The 15,908-nt window shown below is 42.3% G+C and carries 14 protein-coding genes; 5 read left to right on the top strand and 9 right to left on the bottom strand.

What is annotated here, in order from left to right; translation table 11 throughout:
* The first annotated feature begins 5 nt into the window (after positions 1 to 5).
* A complete protein-coding gene (locus HRI96_RS04845) occupies positions 6 to 1,253 on the top strand; it encodes an NAD(P)/FAD-dependent oxidoreductase (RefSeq protein WP_210118388.1) in 1,248 nt (415 codons plus the stop codon).
* Positions 1,250 to 1,630: a DUF1667 domain-containing protein gene (locus HRI96_RS04840; protein ID WP_210118387.1), complete on the top strand. Its 381-nt coding sequence runs from the start codon at positions 1,250 to 1,252 to the stop codon at positions 1,628 to 1,630. The genes HRI96_RS04845 and HRI96_RS04840 overlap by 4 nt, the downstream gene beginning before the upstream one ends.
* A gap of 383 nt (positions 1,631 to 2,013) precedes the next feature.
* Here HRI96_RS04840 and HRI96_RS04835 read toward each other — a convergent pair whose 3' ends face one another.
* From HRI96_RS04835 to HRI96_RS04805, 7 genes are all read right to left on the bottom strand, one after another.
* On the bottom strand, positions 2,014 to 3,030 hold the full coding sequence (locus HRI96_RS04835; protein WP_210118386.1) for an alcohol dehydrogenase catalytic domain-containing protein: 1,017 nt from the start codon (positions 3,028 to 3,030) through the stop codon (positions 2,014 to 2,016).
* A gap of 121 nt (positions 3,031 to 3,151) precedes the next feature.
* The gene (locus HRI96_RS04830) at positions 3,152 to 3,994 is read right to left on the bottom strand and encodes an SDR family oxidoreductase (protein WP_210118385.1); all 843 of its coding nucleotides are present in this window, start codon (positions 3,992 to 3,994) and stop codon (positions 3,152 to 3,154) included.
* A 20-nt stretch (positions 3,995 to 4,014) separates the two neighbouring features.
* Positions 4,015 to 5,295: a TRAP transporter large permease gene (locus HRI96_RS04825; RefSeq protein WP_210118384.1), complete on the bottom strand. Its 1,281-nt coding sequence runs from the start codon at positions 5,293 to 5,295 to the stop codon at positions 4,015 to 4,017.
* Between the two features lie 60 nt (positions 5,296 to 5,355).
* Complete coding sequence (locus HRI96_RS04820) at positions 5,356 to 5,832, bottom strand: TRAP transporter small permease (protein WP_210118383.1); 477 nt, start codon at positions 5,830 to 5,832, stop codon at positions 5,356 to 5,358.
* A gap of 75 nt (positions 5,833 to 5,907) precedes the next feature.
* Positions 5,908 to 6,936: a TRAP transporter substrate-binding protein gene (locus HRI96_RS04815; protein ID WP_210118382.1), complete on the bottom strand. Its 1,029-nt coding sequence runs from the start codon at positions 6,934 to 6,936 to the stop codon at positions 5,908 to 5,910.
* Between the two features lie 90 nt (positions 6,937 to 7,026).
* Positions 7,027 to 8,043: a 5-dehydro-2-deoxygluconokinase gene (iolC, locus tag HRI96_RS04810; RefSeq protein WP_210118381.1), complete on the bottom strand. Its 1,017-nt coding sequence runs from the start codon at positions 8,041 to 8,043 to the stop codon at positions 7,027 to 7,029.
* Between the two features lie 3 nt (positions 8,044 to 8,046).
* Positions 8,047 to 8,919 carry a ketose-bisphosphate aldolase gene (locus HRI96_RS04805; protein WP_210118380.1) on the bottom strand — a complete coding sequence of 291 codons (873 nt, stop codon included), beginning with the start codon at positions 8,917 to 8,919 and terminating at the stop codon, positions 8,047 to 8,049.
* 303 nt (positions 8,920 to 9,222) lie between these two features.
* Between HRI96_RS04805 and HRI96_RS04800 the strand changes: the two genes are divergently transcribed.
* From HRI96_RS04800 to HRI96_RS04790, 3 genes are all read left to right on the top strand, one after another.
* Complete coding sequence (locus HRI96_RS04800; RefSeq protein ID WP_210118379.1) at positions 9,223 to 10,044, top strand: DeoR/GlpR family DNA-binding transcription regulator; 822 nt, start codon at positions 9,223 to 9,225, stop codon at positions 10,042 to 10,044.
* A gap of 124 nt (positions 10,045 to 10,168) precedes the next feature.
* Entirely contained in the window at positions 10,169 to 11,680 is a 1,512-nt protein-coding gene (locus HRI96_RS04795) for a CoA-acylating methylmalonate-semialdehyde dehydrogenase (RefSeq protein ID WP_210118378.1), read from the top strand.
* 216 nt (positions 11,681 to 11,896) lie between these two features.
* Positions 11,897 to 13,258: an MATE family efflux transporter gene (locus HRI96_RS04790; protein WP_256729301.1), complete on the top strand. Its 1,362-nt coding sequence runs from the start codon at positions 11,897 to 11,899 to the stop codon at positions 13,256 to 13,258.
* 119 nt (positions 13,259 to 13,377) lie between these two features.
* Here HRI96_RS04790 and ilvN read toward each other — a convergent pair whose 3' ends face one another.
* On the bottom strand, positions 13,378 to 13,890 hold the full coding sequence (gene ilvN, locus HRI96_RS04785; protein WP_210118377.1) for an acetolactate synthase small subunit: 513 nt from the start codon (positions 13,888 to 13,890) through the stop codon (positions 13,378 to 13,380).
* A gap of 11 nt (positions 13,891 to 13,901) precedes the next feature.
* Complete coding sequence (gene aroF, locus HRI96_RS04780) at positions 13,902 to 15,902, bottom strand: 3-deoxy-7-phosphoheptulonate synthase (RefSeq protein WP_210118376.1); 2,001 nt, start codon at positions 15,900 to 15,902, stop codon at positions 13,902 to 13,904.
* Positions 15,903 to 15,908 lie beyond the last annotated feature (6 nt).

The raw sequence follows: 15,908 nt of genomic DNA, 5'->3' as shown, positions 1-15,908 counted from the left end.
TTGATATGGCGGCTGAAACGTTTGAAACAAGAGATGTGGTAATTGTGGGCGGCGGCCCGGCAGGCCTTGCCGCTGCTGTAGAGCTGTATAATAAAGGAATCGAAAACATCATTATTCTGGAACGTGAAAAAAGTCTCGGGGGAATTTTAAGACAGTGCATACACGACGGTTTCGGACTTACACGTTTTAGGGAACTTCTTTCGGGGCCTGAATATGCCGACCGCTTTATAAAGGAAGTCGTAAGTAGGAAAATCCCGTATAGGACAAATACAAGCGTTACAAATATTTCTCCGGAGCATATTGTAACGGCCGTATCTCCCGAAGGTCTTATCACAATCAAGGCCAAGGCTGTAATTTTGGGGATGGGATGCCGCGAAAGAACAAGAGGCGCGCTTCAGATTCCCGGAGAGCGGCCGTCGGGAGTGCTGACCGCCGGTGTTGCTCAGGCATACATAAATCTTTTTAACAGAAAAATCGGCAGGGAAATTGTCGTTCTCGGTTCAGGCGACATAGGGCTGATAATGGCACGACGCTTGAGCCTTGAAGGCGCGCATGTCCATGCGGTGTATGAAATTCAGAGTACTCCTTCAGGCCTTCCGCGGAACATCCGTCAGTGTCTTGAAGATTTCAATATTCCTCTGTACCTAAGTCATACGGTAACGGACATAAAGGGCGGTTCAAGGATAACGTCTGTTGTTGTTTCAAAGGTTGATTCGGATATGAAGCCGATTCCCGGAACCGAAGAGGAAATCCCGTGCGATACGCTGATCTTAAGCGTAGGATTGATTCCTGAAAACGAGCTTTCGTTGGACTGCGGAATAAAGCTTGATCCGCATACAAAGGGCGCCGTAGTAGATGAATTTTTCCAGACATCGGTAAAAGGTATCTTTGCGGCGGGGAACGTTCTTCATGTGCATGATCTTGTTGACAATGTTTCCCTCGAAGCAGAATCTCTTGCCGATTCCGTGGCGGAATATCTGGGAACTCAGTTCTTGCCTGAAAGCGGCATAGATATTTCTTATGACAGGAATATAAACCATGTTGTGCCTCAGAGAATCAGCGGAAAAAAAGACATAATTCTGTCATTTAGAGTTACACGTGAGCTTTACGGAAAATCGGTGGCAATTATGCAAGGCGGTTCGGAAGTTCTGGTGAAAAAAATAAAGAAAATGACCCCGGCTGAAATGATCCGCATTCCTGTAATGTGCGACAAACTGAATTCCGACTGTAATCTGGAGGTCTGCATAAGATGAAAAAGGAACTTACATGCATAATCTGTCCGAACGGCTGTACGGTTACGGTTGAAACGGACGAAAAGACAAACGATATTATCTCCATAGAAGGGTATGCCTGCCCTAAAGGCGAACAGTATGCACGGCAGGAATTTACGGAGCCTTTAAGGACGGTTACTTCGAGCATCCGCATACAGGGAGGAGAACTTCCCCTCGTTTCCGTCCGCCTGACAAAACCCGTTCCTCAAAAACGGATTTTTGACGTTATGGACGAAATAAAGAAAATTACACTGCAGGCGCCTGTGGCTGTAGGAACCGTAGTCAAAAAATCCGTGTTAGGCTTTGACAGCGATCTGATCGCAACCAAATCCGTCGGAAAGATTTCTGAAAAAAAATAACACCCCAATGACAGCGGAGCTTTTAGGCGGTTCTATGATAAATCACAAAAGCCTTAGCTTTTTTGGAGTGCGGCAAAATTATAGTTGCTTCCGCTTTCACCGCCTTGGACGGTTTCTATTTGAATTTGCGGATATTTAAGTTGAAAAGCATCGGTAATCATATAGTATTCTTCTTTTTACGTATATATCATTAAATCAATTCATTCAAAAAGCGGTCGAACAAGAAGTATTACGTGAATCGTTAACCGATTAATCGCGATTCAATAGTAATACAAATGTATAATAATATTAAAAAAAATTGTAATAATGACAAAAGCCATAACACGGTGGTTTATTGTAATATAAAAAAATCATATCCAATAAACCACAACCATATCAGGAATTTATAAAAGCCCGACAACTTTTACAAAATCGCCCGGATGTTCATCTATATTTTTTATACTCAAAGGCAGTTCATTAAACGGAACCTCTCTGCTGAGGATTTTTCTTACATCTACTTTATTCGAAGCTATCAGTTCTATAGCTTCAGGAAATTCACCGACACTGTTTCTCGATCCACGAACTTGAAGCTCTTTTCGTGTAATCAGGGCCGTATCCATCAAAACTTTGTCTTTCGGCCACCCCGTCAGCGCAATACGCCCCGTACTTGCAGCAAATGAAAGGCACGACGCAACAGCTTTTGCAGCCCCAGAGGCTTCCATAACGCATTCTGCCATTCGTCCATGAGTAATATCCTTTAACTTTTCTACAGGATCTTCTTTCAGAATATTGATCGCATATTCTACTCCACACTCTCTGGCCAGAGAAAGGCGAGAATCATCAATATCAAGAATAACAGGAGTACCACCATATACTTTTGCGGCCATTGCAGCAAGAAGGCCTATAGGGCCAGCACCATTAATAACATAATGCTCTCCAGACTGCAAATCAACGGTATGAATAGCATGCAAAGCAATCGTCAACGGTTCGGATATAGGTGCAAGTTCCCATGACATTTTTTCCGGCATTCTCACAAGCTGTTTTATCGGATGAGCAAAAAACTCTGACATTGATCCATCTGTCTGAACACCCAGACATTTCAATGTCTCACAACAGTTAGTTCTCCCTTTTGAACATGGATAGCAATGAGCACAATACATATACGGATCAAGAATAACTCTATCCCCTTTTTTAAGCCCCGATTCATTATCAGGATCAATATCATATATTTCACCAGCAGTCTCATGCCCTATAATCACAGGATACGTGACATTCGGATTGATTCCACGATATGTCGCAACATCGGTACCACAAACTCCAACACTTTTAACTTTTATTATCGCATGCCCATCCATACGGATGGGCATCTGAATTTCACAGATCCCAATATGACGCGGTGAATCAATTCGTATAGCCTTCATTCATATTCTCCTTTCCTACAGTAAATGTATTTTCTCTATTTATAAAATAAAAATATGGAGACAATTTTATAATAAACATGACATTATTCATCATATACTATCAGGCATCACCGTTAAAAATTTAAACGCCGCTATATGCAGAAAAACCTCCATCGATAGGAACGACCACTCCTGTAACAAAACCAGACGCATCTGGATCAAGCAACCACAGTAAGGTACCATCAAGATCCTGCGGGACACCCAAACGATGCATCGGCGTATGAGAAATTATTTTTTTGTAGCGTTCTGTACACGTACCATCCGGTTTATAAAAAAGAGGACGAGTCTGCTTTGTAGAAAAGAAACCGGGAGCAAGTGCATTTACACGGATCCCCTGATCGGCCAGGTATACGGCAAGCCATTGTGTAAAATTACTTATAGCAGCTTTCGCCGCACTGTAAGCAGGAATCTTTGTAAGCGGACGGAATGCGTTCATCGAGGATATGTTGATAATTGTGTTATTACCTTTTCCTGTAAGCATGTCGCGGGCAAATTCCTGAACTGGTAATAGTGTACCCATAAAATTTAATCCGAAAACAAATTCTATGCCTTCTTTTTTTAAATCAAAAAATGAGACTTCATTTGTACCATCACATACGTAATGTTCGCTCGTCGTAGTAGCCCTTTTATTGTTACCTCCGGCACCATTTAGTAAAATATTACATGTACCAAATTTTTCTAAAATATTCTGATGTGCTGTCTTCAACGACTCCGGATTTAACACATCGCATTGTACAGCGAGCGCGGTTCCACCCTGCGCAGAAATTTCATCTGCTACCTGCTTTACAGCATCATAATTTACATCAAGTAACGCAACTTTTGCCTTTGTCTGCGCTATCGTCTTAGAAAATTCACTACACAAGATCCCTCCTGCACCAGTTACGACTGCTACGGATCCTTCAAAATCGGGATATGTTTTACTCATATATCAATCTCCTCGTACGTTTAATGCCAGATCAAATTTGGAATAAAAGTGGACAACTGCGGAATCATTATCGTTAAAAAAATAACTGCCAATACCGCAATAAGATACGGCCCAAGGAATCCAAGGACATCTTTCATTTTTACTTCCGCAATTCCCATTGTAATATATAAAACACCTCCGACAGGCGGTGTTACCCCTGCATAAACAAGAACAATAACCATAACAAGTGCAAATTGAATTGGATTTATTCCATATTGGGCCATTACAGGAAACAGAATCGGTGCAACAATTATCGTTGCAGAGAGCGTTTCAATGAACATTCCTACAATTAAAAGGAACAGTACCAAAAGCATCATAATAATAATTTTGCTCTTAGTAATTGAAGTCAGAAAAGCAACAATAGTCTGCGGTAATTTTACATAAGCGACTAACCAGCTGAATACAGCAGCAGTAGCAACAATCAATAAAGACATACCTGTCATCCCAGCCGCTTTACAGATAATTTGAGGAATATCTTTGAGTGTAAAACCCCTGTACACAAAAAAACCGACGATAAATGCATAAACACATGCAACAGCACCAGCTTCTGTTGCAGTAAAAACTCCACCTACAATGCCACCGACAATAATAAGCGGCATAACAAGAGCCAATACTGAAGCCCTTAAGGCAGTTCCGATTTCTTTCAGAGTTGCACGATGCTCCGACCTAATTTTATACTTTCTGGCATAAAAATAGGTGACAAACATAAGACTAAGACCAATTAAAATACCGGGGATAACCCCTGCCATAAATACTTCGCCAATTGAGGTATTTGTAAGAGAACAGTAAATAATCATCGTCAAACTCGGCGGAATTATAGGACCAAGAGAGCCCGCACAAGCCTGAATTACCGCAGCAAGACCTGAAGGATAGCCGCGTTTTTTCATAGGGCCGATAAGCATACTGCCACAAGCTGCAGTATCAGCAGCAGCGGAACCCGATATTCCGGCAAAAATGACACTGGTAAGAATATCAACCATTCCCAAGCCGCCTGTTATATGTCCAACGAGGGAATGGGCCAAGTCGACAATACGCTTAGAAATTCCGCCCCGTTCCATTAACTCTCCTGAAAGCATAAAAAACGGAATCGCCATCATACTGAATGAATCAACACCGGAAAACAGTTTATGCGCAACCAACACAGGGTTTATATTGAGACTGGAAGTAAATATTGCAATAACAGATCCCAGTCCCATTGCGAAAGCAATCGGTACACCTAAAAGCAATAAAATAAAAAATATGATAAATGCGACAGTAAACATATTGTGTCCTTCCTTGTAAAAACTTATTACCGAAAACGTGAGTTTTATATCCTTGAATGGCTACTTTTTGCAGTCGGCAACCGCTGCTTTTTCATCGATTTTATTTTTCTGATATAAAATCTGTTCAATAAACATCAGTGCACCACCAAGTGGAATCGCCATCATAACCAGTCCCATGTTTAAATGCAAAATAGTAGAAAACTGGACACGGTTCACCCAACAAAGATTGATTCCTAATACCACCATGGTAAGCAGAAATAATTCGCAACAGATATTTACAATAAATAAAAACGCGAGCCCATATTTTTTACTAAGAGAATCAAGCAACAAATCAAAGGTAATATTCATTCCTTTTCTGATAGTAATTGTTCCACCTAGATATATTAGCCAGATAAAGCAGTACCGTGCGGCTTCATCTGCCCAAGGGAGTGCTGACTGAAAAACATAGCGAAACAGAACCTGCATAAAAACAATTATGACTAACAAAGCAAACAGAGCTACAACAATTCCATTTATAATCAACCGAATCAGCTTCATCTTCACGACCTCCATAGAAGTCCTGCCGATATATATTATGCATACAAATCGGCAGAACAGCCTAAAAATAACAACTTATTTTGTTTCCTGAATTTTTTTATACAGATCTTCTTCCTGATACTTTTTCACAAAATCTTCAATATACGGTCTGACTGCATTTTCGAATTGAGTCTTATCAACCATAGTAATTTTTACTCCATAGTCTTTTAACTCTTGATATTTTTCACTAAAAAGCTTATCAGTGTATTCGTAAAAATACTTAAGCGCCTCCTGTGCAGCTTCTGCCATTGCAGTTTTTTGTGAATCTGTGAGAGATTGATACACTCTTTCACTCATATTAAGAGCTGTAAATGTCATAACGTGTTCCGTCTGGACATAATTCTTTGCTACTTCGTAAAACTTTTGTAAAACCATATATTCTGCATGCCCCTCCAAACCGTCAACGACACCGGTCTGGACAGCTGTGTATGCTTCCCCAGAAGCAATAACACTAGGATTAGCACCAATCAGTTCAAAAAATTTAACGATTGTAGGTGCTTCAGGAGTCCTCATTTTAAGATTTTTGAATTGTGCATAGGAATTAACATTCATATTTTTAACCAGACAGTTCCTAAAATTAAGACACTCAACCGTAATGGGTCTGATACCAGCAACTTTTACAAGTCGCTCCTTTATTGGATTAATTATGTCTGAAGAACAGACATTGATAGCCTGTTTCCGTGTTTTAAACATGTATGGAAGATCCAGTAAACCGCAGCCAGCATCATAGTTTGCCCATAATGATGTATCGGACATAGCAAAATCAAGTGTTCCAAGCTTTAATGCTTCAAGTGCATTATTCTGTCCATATAACTGACCGTTAGGATAGATATCGATTTTTAAAACACCTCCCGTTTTTTGTTCTATCAGTTCTGCAAATTTCTTGAACAAAACCATGTTACTGTCATTATCCGTCACATGACAGGACAATGTTAACGTCCGTGTCTTTACGCCTCTACTGCCCTTGCCGGAACTGTCTTCTGCTCCATTCGCAAATACGTTGAATGAAATAGCAAAAAAAACAGCGCATACCACTGCCATCAACTTCCCTGTAAACCGCTTCATACGAACCTCCTTAAAGTACCATCGTTTATATAGTAGTTTCATTGTAAAAATAGCCGTTATTGTTTTTCCTATCTGGACAATTGCCAGTTTTCAACCCCGTGCAACCATTTCACCATATTCACGCTTACATTGGGAAATATAATCGCGAATTTTGTCTATAGTAGGCATATATGCACTGCAGCCATGACTGGCGACCAGTAATGAAGCAGAAGCACTTCCAAGTTCCAGACATTCGTTTATTTCAAGTCCCTCAAACAATCCGTATAAAAATGCGGATGCATACCCGTCGCCGCCGCCGAACGATTTCAGTTTTTTAATCGGGAACGGTTTTATCGTGAACTGTTTACCGTCGCATGTATACGCATCCGATCCCTCTTTTCCGTGCTTGATAATCACTATTTTTGCTTTCCGTACCTGCCAGTAGTCAGCGCTCTCCTTATCAGTCATTCCCGGTTTTATAAGCCGTTCCATCAAATCGTATTCTTCCCGTGAACCGATAATTAGACTGGCTTCACTACCTACCAGAGAATAATACACAGAAGTTTCGTCAGCATTTTTCCAGTTATATTCCCGGTAATCAATATCAAAAATAATAGGAGTATTGGTCTGTTTGGCCAGCATTACCGCTTTCAGTGCAGCTTCACGTGAAGGACTCTCGGATAGGGCTGTTCCGGAAATAAGAAGAGCTTTTGCACTTTTTATGTAATCAGCATCTATATCGTCAACGCTCAGTTGCAGATCTGCAATGCAGTTGCGATACATCAAGATACTGCTCTCTTTCGGGCTCAGTATTTCCGTAAACGTCAGACCTATTTTTTCTCCATGCTTTGCCCGAACGATATGCGATGTATCGATCCTTTCCTTATTGAAAAAATCAACGACAAATTCACCGAACCGATCATCGGATACACATCCCAAAAAACCACAATTTTTACCAAGCCGGGCAAGTCCAACAGAAATATTTGCCGGAGATCCTCCCAAGTATTTTATAAATTTAGTACTCTCCGCAAGCGTTTTGTAATAATCTTCCGGATTAAAATCGACTGCCACTCGGCCCAAAGCTACCAGATCACGGGCTCTACCCTCGTCAAACTGTATGTACGCCATAATTTATCCTCCTTCTGTCTGATTAATAATTTCCAAAGATTCTTTGTTATTGAATACCCGTATATAATGCAGTGTCGCCTTGTACACGGCATCCGTAAGCAGATCCGTAAGTTCAAAAAAATCGGTATTTCTTCCATGAACTTCAAAATAGTGTTTTGCACACTGAAGCATAACGTCCATATTTGCTGTCGCAATATTAATTTTTCTGATACCGGCGTCTATCAATTTCCGAAAGTCTTCGTCTGATATTCCGCTTCCGCCGTGCAATACCAGCGGTACATCAGTTACGGCATGAATCTGCCGGACAATATCAAAGTTCAGATGTGGCGTTCCATTATAATGGCCGTGAGCATTTCCGATAGCAACAGCCAACGCATCAATCGGGAGATCTTTGCAAAAAAATCTTACCTCCTCCGGGTCCGTACAGAGCGGTTGCATATCGGCCCCGCCCTCGCTTCCCCCAACCACTCCCAGTTCAGCCTCAACATTTACGGACTGTGCTGCAGCCTTCTTGCAAATTACAGCCGTTCGCTTTTTATTTTCATCGATTGAGAGGACAGATCCATCAAACATCACGGACGAAAAACCATATGACATTGCCTTGTTTATCACCACATCAGAACTACCATGATCCAAATGAACGGCAATATGAACAGATGATTCACGTGCTGCACTCATCATCATGGGACCGGTCAATTCAAGAGGTACATGTGCAAGACGTTTCTCAGCTATCTGCAAAATGACAGGAGTCTGAGCTTCTTCAGCAGCCTGAACAATTCCCCGAACACTTTCCATATTGACGACATTGAACGCGCCGACAGCACGGTTATTCTTATCGGCAAGATCTAGTAACTCACGCATTAAACAAAGTGACATTTTCAAAACTCCTCTATACTAATCAACTAATCAGCACTTTAAATTCTTCCGATCAGCAGTAATAACCTTACCACTCAGAAACTGACCAACTTTATAAAAAGTTTATCATGTTTTTATCATTTGTCAACTTTTTTATTTAAATAATTATCAAAATAAATTCATAAAAATGGGTTTCAAAGCAATAACATGATCATACATTATTCAAAACAATACTATGATGACATAAAATGATGGATAGCAAGAAAAAAAATAAAAGTCGAAACAGGAGAAATTATTCCAAAAATAAAAAATGAATTGCAACATATGGTCAGATTCATTATAAATAAAGAAGGGAAAAATAATTATCAGGAGATAAGCAGTATGCCGATACGACCAAAAAGAATTGAGGAAATAAAAAGTTATATCTATCAAAACAAAACAGTAACTCTTGAACAACTCTGTAGGGAATTTAAAGTGTCAATGAGCACGCTCCGCAGAGATCTTGAAGAAATTCTGCAGGAAAAAGATATAAAAAAAATATACGGCGGCGTAACAACAACAAAACGAAAAGAACTGGTTCCATTCGATGAAAGGAACATAGCAAACAAAGAAATAAAAGAGAGGATTGCCATTAAGGCAGCTTCGCTTGTCGAAAACGGCGATATTATTTTCATCGATTCCGGTACGACAACGTTTCATATGATAGAAGCATTGAAAGAAAAAAAAGATATAACCGTAATTACCAATAATCTTGAAATCATTGTGCAGGCAGTACCGTACCCAGACATCAAAATTATTTCGCTGTCAGGGACGCTCAGCAGAAAAACACTGTCTTTCACCGGTATGATGGCGGCACAAGTTCTGCAAAACTATAATATAGGAAAAGCTTTTATGGCTGCGACGGGTTTTTCAGTTGAAAACGGAGTAACAAATTCGTCTCCGCTGGAAACAGAAATAAAACAGACTGCCGTACAGAGAAGCCAGCAGACATATCTTCTGGCGGACAGTTCGAAAAACGGTGTCATCTCGCTCATGACATACTGTTCTCTGGATAAAATCGACGCACTTGTTACCGATGCGCAGCCGTCAAACGACATCTGTGATTTTATGAACGCGCATGGAGTCCGTATTATCATTGCCGAATAGACTGTGGGAAATATTTTGACAGTGTCTTGACCGTATTTTTACATTTTTTTTGCTTTACATCTTTTAAAGACCACAATATAATCATAATATAATCAATTTATATTCACTATTTATGGAGGAAAGAATGGATAACGTTAAAAAGCTGAAACCATTTATCAACGGTGAATTTGTGGAATCGTCAACAGATGTATATAATGACGCATATGACCCCAGCACAGGAAAAGTTATTGCAAAAGTACCGCGCTGTACTCCGGATGAAGTTGAAAAAGCCGTAGCAAGTGCAAAAGCGGCTTTCACTGAATGGTCTGCCGTGCCGGTTTCCAAACGGGTACAGATTCTTTACCGGGTACGGGAACTTATTATAGAGCATATGGAAGAACTAACGTATCTGGTTGCACAGGAAAATGGGAAAAACTGGAAAGAAGCTGAAGGGGATGTTCTGAAAGCAAAGGAAGGAACGGAACAAGCTATCGCAGCAACGTCGCTTATGATGGGCGAAAGTCTTATGGATGCCTCCAAAGGGTATGATACGACCCTGTATCGTGTACCACTCGGAGTCTGCGCCGGTATTATTCCGTTCAACTTCCCATCCATGATACCGATGGGCTGGATGACGCCAATCTGTATTGCCTGCGGAAATACGATTGTTCTTAAGGCCGCAACGTTTACCCCTCAGTCGGCACTACGTTTTGCAGAACTCTATAAGGAAGCTGGATTACCCGACGGTGTCGTAAATGTCGTTACCTGTTCACGTCATGAAGCAGAAATTCTTTTAACGCATCCTGATGTAAAAGCCATAACTTTTGTCGGCTCAACAGAAATCGGGCAGTACATCTATGCTACTGCGGCAGCAAACGGAAAACGGGTACAAGCCCTCTGCGAAGCAAAAAATCACGCATTGATCATGAGAGATGCTCCTATAGAAAGAACTGCAGCAGGTATTATCAATGCATCTTTCGGCTGTGCCGGTGAACGCTGCATGGCGTTACCTGTCATTGTCGTTGAAGAAGCAATCGCAGATAAACTGGTTGATGAAATTGTCAAACAGGCAAAAAATATTAAAGTAGGTCCTGCTTACGACAAAACAACGGAACTAGGTCCGGTAGTAAATGCGGCGCACAAAAAATCCATTCTTGACTGGATAGAAAAAGGGATAGTAGAAGGTGCAGAACTGATTCTTGATGGTCGGAATGTAAAAGTGAACGGGCACGATGACGGTTTCTATCTCGGTCCGACAATTTTTGATCACGTAAAACCGGGGATGACCGTAGGTGACAGGGAAATATTCGGGCCTGTTCTTTGCGTAAAACGTGTTAAAACCTTTGAGGAAGGTCTGGCTATCATGAACGCAAATCCCTTTGCAAACGGTTCAGTTATCTTTACACAAAGCGGTCATTATGCACGGGAATTTGTCCGCCACACTGATGGAGGAATGGTTGGTGTAAACGTTGGTATTCCTGTTCCTGTTGGATATTTTACCTTTTCCGGCCACAAAAAATCATTCTTCGGAGATCTGCATGTACTTGGAAAAGACGGTTACCGTTTCTTTACCGACAGCAAAACGGTAACAACTCGCTGGTTCGATGAAGAAGAAGGTAAGTCGACGACAGTAAGTACATGGGACGGTACAATCTGACCGTTGTAATGAAAAGCGAGCGTACCGGACATAATTCTGTACTATCAAAAAAATGCCGATGATACAGAATGCGTCCGGTTTTTTGCTGCTAGGATACGGATTCACAGCGCTTCTACCATTACATAAAGCGGTTTAACAATTTTATTTGCTATGCTTGTAAACAAATAGCAGCATTTTTCTTTGACATTATTAATTATTTGTATATCATTATCGCTTATGAGTACAAGCAATTTATCTAAAGAAAACCGGATGGGCAATATGCCCGTCACAAGGCTTCTCGTAAGCATGTCGCTTCCCATAATGGTATCGATGTTCGTAATGGCCTTGTACAATATCGTAGACAGCATTTTCGTATCGATGATAAGCGAAGAAGCTCTTACCGCCGTTTCCATTGCCTTTCCTTTACAGACTTTGGCGATGGCCTTCGGGATAGGCACTTCCGTCGGCGTAGGGGCGGTTTTGTCCATGAGGCTCGGAGAAAAAAATCAAGAAGCCGTAAATAAAACGGCCGTAAACGGTATATTCCTCGGAATATGCAATTATATAGGATTTGCCGTAATAGTATTCCCGCTTTTGAGGGCGTATTTTTCAACTCAGACAAGCGATGAAAGGATAATCGCTTACGGCGTGGAATACATGCAGATCATTGTGGTTTTGGGACTCGGAACATTTTTGGGAACAATGTTTGACAGGCTTCTTCAATCTACGGGGCGCACTTTTTATACTATGATAACGCAGATAACGGGAGCCCTGACAAATATCATTCTTGATCCTATCCTTATTTTCGGGATCGGGCCTTTCCCTAAAATGGGAATGCAGGGCGCGGCCCTTGCGACCGTTATCGGACAGATCTTAGGCGGAATTCTTTCATTCATTTTTAACATGCGTTTTAACAACGACATTAAATTCAAATTCAAAAAATTCCGTCCGGACGGAACGATAATATTGCACATCTACAAGATCGCAGTTCCGACCATTTTGATGCAGTCCATAAATTCAATAACCACGTACGGAATGAATTTGGTTTTGGGGATTTTCTCTTCAACGGCCATCGCCGTCTACGGTGTTTACTTTAAACTCAACAGTTTTATATTTATGCCCGTCTTCGGACTAAACAACGGAATGATTCCTATAATTGCGTTTAACTACGGCGCGAAACAGCGCAGCCGGATCATAAAAACAATCAAAAGCGCTCTTTCGCTGTCTTTGCTGATAATGACAATAGGAGTTATACTGTTTGAAACGGCGCCGGCTGCGCTTCTGAAGCTGTTTAACGCTTCCAATGCAATGCTTGAAATCGGAATACCGGCGCTCCGAACCATTGCGCCGAGTTTTTTCGGAGCCGCATTTGCAATAATTCTCATAAGCGTTTTTCAAGCCTTGGGAAACGCTGTGTACAGCATGTTAATTTCGTTCACAAGGCAGCTGATAGTTTTGCTTCCCATCGCCTATCTTCTTTCATTTACGGGAAAGATCGACAATGTTTGGTTTTGCTTTATCATAGCGGAAGTGATTTCGCTTTTATGCTGTTTTTTGTTCCTGCGGCGGATCTACAACAAAAAATTGCGGAATATGTGACGGGGTTGCGCCGTAAGGCACGCTGAGAAGCGCAGCACCGCAGGAAAATCGTAACACTGGGGCAAGAAGCGCAATGCAGCGGCGTGCAGTGCGATCCGCACACTATCCGAAAGCGAAATCTATTTCATCACTTCTTTGCCGCGCGACATAGCCGTGAGTCCGCTCTTTGCAAATTCAAGTATGCCGAACGGTTCCAAAAGGCGTATGAGGCTTTCTATCTTATTTTCACTTCCCGTCGCTTCTACAATGACGGATTCTACGCTCACGTCTACTATATGAGCTCTAAAAATATTGCAGGTTTCTATGATCACCGCACGGTTATTGCCTACGGCTTTTACCTTTATGAGAGCCGTCTGTCTTTGGCAAAAGTTGTCGGAATTACAGTTCTCTATGGAAATGACTTCTACAAGCTTTGACAACTGTTTTTCTATCTGTTCCAAGATGTATTCGTCCCCGCGGACGACGATCGTCATTCTCGACTGCCCCGAATTATGAGTTTCACAGACTGTAAGAGAATCGATGTTGTATCCGCGACGACTGAAAAGCCCTGAAACTCGGCTGAGAACACCGGCATGGTTTTCAACCAATACCGAAAGGACATACTGTTTATTTTCTTTTTTTTGATCGGTCATTTTTTCCCCCGTTATACGCCTGCATAAACTCCGAGAAGGCGAACGTCTTCTGCGGTATTTTTAAGTTCGTCAAGAACCCTGCTCACATATTCTTCGGATTGTTCGCCTTCATTCTTAAGTTCCGCATCGGCGTAAAACCAGTAGCGCCAGGGTTTACCCAAGATGGGCCGCGATTCAAGCCTTGTCAAATTTAAGTTATGTTTATTGAAAATTCCAAGACACGTGTACAAAGCGCCGGGTTCGTTTTTTACACTGAAAACAAACGACGCCATATTAGGCCGAACTCCCGCTACGCGCTGACTTATGAATGCGGCTTCGGTGATGTTTTTAGCCGTCGCCGGCTTATTTGGCGCCGCCGTGTTTGACGTCGCCGCATCGGACGCTATCAGCACAAAGCGCGTATAATTTCTGGGATCGTTTTCGATATTTTCCTGCAGAATTTCAAGTCCGTAATACTTTGCGTTTAACGGGCTGGCGACGGCCGCGGTATCTTTCGAGCCTAGTTTCGCGACGTATTCGGCGGCTGAAGCCGTAGAAACCGAATCGATTTTTGTCCAGTCGCCGTGGGACGAAAGAAAATCGGAACACTGCGAAAACGCTTGAGGATGTGAATAGACTGTCTTTATCTTATCGATCGACGAGCCTTTTATGCCCAAAAGCGAATGCTGAATTCTTAACGTTACGGAACCTACGATACTTATGTCGGCAAATTGAACGAGGTTGTCATAATTGTCATAAACGGAACCGGCAAGGCTGTTTTCAATGGGAACCATGCCGTAATCCGATTCTCCTGAAACGACGCTTTTAAAAATTTCACGGAAAGAATTTACCGAAACGGCTTCGGCTTCTTTTCCGAAATAGCTTTCTATAGCTTGTTCCGCATACGCGCCGCGTTTTCCGCAAAACGAACAGGTAAGGGTTTTACCGTTGCGCTTATCCGCCCGCCCCGAAACTTTTATTGCATGGCGTTCCTGCCGGATGTGAGCCACTTGCTTTCCGAGCACGGGAGACATAGCTTCTATGTCGCGCATAAGTTTGTCAAACTGTTCCGGATACAGAGATTGAGCGCCGTCAGAGAGCGCTTTGTCAGGATCACAGTGAACTTCGACGATTATTCCGTCGGCGCCCGAGGCGACCGCTGCAAGCCCCATAGGGCTTACCTTATCGCGGATCCCCACTGCGTGGCTCGGATCTACTATTATAGGCAGATGGGTAAGGCCTCTCAGTATAGGAATGGCACTTAAATCAAGAGTATTGCGCGTAGCCTGCTCATACGTACGTATTCCGCGCTCGCACAAAATAACGCGGTCGGTTCCGGCTGAAAGAAGATATTCGGCAGACATAAGCCATTCTTCGATAGTTGCGCTCAACCCGCGCTTCAGGATGACGGGTTTGTTCAGTTTTCCAAGCCGCTTAAGCAGTTCGAAATTCTGCATGTTGCGCGCGCCCACTTGGTAAACGTCAACTCCGTACGATTCCATGACAGGTAAGTATTCGGACGCTACCACTTCTGTAACTACGGGAAGCCCGAAAGCGTCTCCCGCTTCTTTTAGAATTTTTATTCCTTCTTCACCTAATCCCTGAAAAGAATAAGGAGACGTGCGCGGCTTATATGCGCCGCCGCGAAGCATTACGGCTCCACTTTCGGCAACCTTTGCAGCGACACTCATCATCTGCGCCCGGCTTTCTACGGCGCACGGCCCTGCGATCGCAACTATGCGCTGCCCGCCCACACGTACGATTTGCCCCCTGTTGTTCGGAATTTCAACTATCGTGTCGTGAGGATCGAATTCCCGGCTCGCCATTTTGTACGGCTTGCTTATCGGAATAACCCGCTCGACGCCGGGCAATATTTCAACCTCGCGCGGATCCATTTTAAGCTTACCTACGGCGGCTAAAATGGTAGTTTCTTCTCCGACTATCTCATTTGTTTTAAAATTCTGGGATCCTAAAAACGAAGCGAGTTTTTCTTTTTCTGCGGGCGTAATGCTCTTTTTTAATACGATTACCATAATTTC

The sequence above is a fragment of the Treponema parvum genome (genome assembly GCF_017893945.1).
Classification (GTDB): domain Bacteria; phylum Spirochaetota; class Spirochaetia; order Treponematales; family Treponemataceae; genus Treponema_D; species Treponema_D parvum_A.
This window is presented reverse-complemented; position numbering and strand designations above follow the sequence as displayed.

Bases quoted from the DNA above. Each gene is read 5' to 3' on its own strand.
- HRI96_RS04845 (WP_210118388.1), top strand. From the start codon at position 6: ATGGCGGCTGAAACGTTTGAAACAAGAGATGTGGTAATTGTGGGCGGC.
- HRI96_RS04840 (WP_210118387.1), top strand. From the start codon at position 1,250: ATGAAAAAGGAACTTACATGCATAATCTGTCCGAACGGCTGTACGGTT.
- HRI96_RS04835 (WP_210118386.1), bottom strand. From the start codon at position 3,030: ATGAAGGCTATACGAATTGATTCACCGCGTCATATTGGGATCTGTGAA.
- HRI96_RS04830 (WP_210118385.1), bottom strand. From the start codon at position 3,994: ATGAGTAAAACATATCCCGATTTTGAAGGATCCGTAGCAGTCGTAACT.
- HRI96_RS04825 (WP_210118384.1), bottom strand. From the start codon at position 5,295: ATGTTTACTGTCGCATTTATCATATTTTTTATTTTATTGCTTTTAGGT.
- HRI96_RS04820 (WP_210118383.1), bottom strand. From the start codon at position 5,832: ATGAAGCTGATTCGGTTGATTATAAATGGAATTGTTGTAGCTCTGTTT.
- HRI96_RS04815 (WP_210118382.1), bottom strand. From the start codon at position 6,936: ATGAAGCGGTTTACAGGGAAGTTGATGGCAGTGGTATGCGCTGTTTTT.
- iolC (WP_210118381.1), bottom strand. From the start codon at position 8,043: ATGGCGTACATACAGTTTGACGAGGGTAGAGCCCGTGATCTGGTAGCT.
- HRI96_RS04805 (WP_210118380.1), bottom strand. From the start codon at position 8,919: ATGTCACTTTGTTTAATGCGTGAGTTACTAGATCTTGCCGATAAGAAT.
- HRI96_RS04800 (WP_210118379.1), top strand. From the start codon at position 9,223: ATGGTCAGATTCATTATAAATAAAGAAGGGAAAAATAATTATCAGGAG.
- HRI96_RS04795 (WP_210118378.1), top strand. From the start codon at position 10,169: ATGGATAACGTTAAAAAGCTGAAACCATTTATCAACGGTGAATTTGTG.
- HRI96_RS04790 (WP_256729301.1), top strand. From the start codon at position 11,897: ATGAGTACAAGCAATTTATCTAAAGAAAACCGGATGGGCAATATGCCC.
- ilvN (WP_210118377.1), bottom strand. From the start codon at position 13,890: ATGACCGATCAAAAAAAAGAAAATAAACAGTATGTCCTTTCGGTATTG.
- aroF (WP_210118376.1), bottom strand. From the start codon at position 15,902: ATGGTAATCGTATTAAAAAAGAGCATTACGCCCGCAGAAAAAGAAAAA.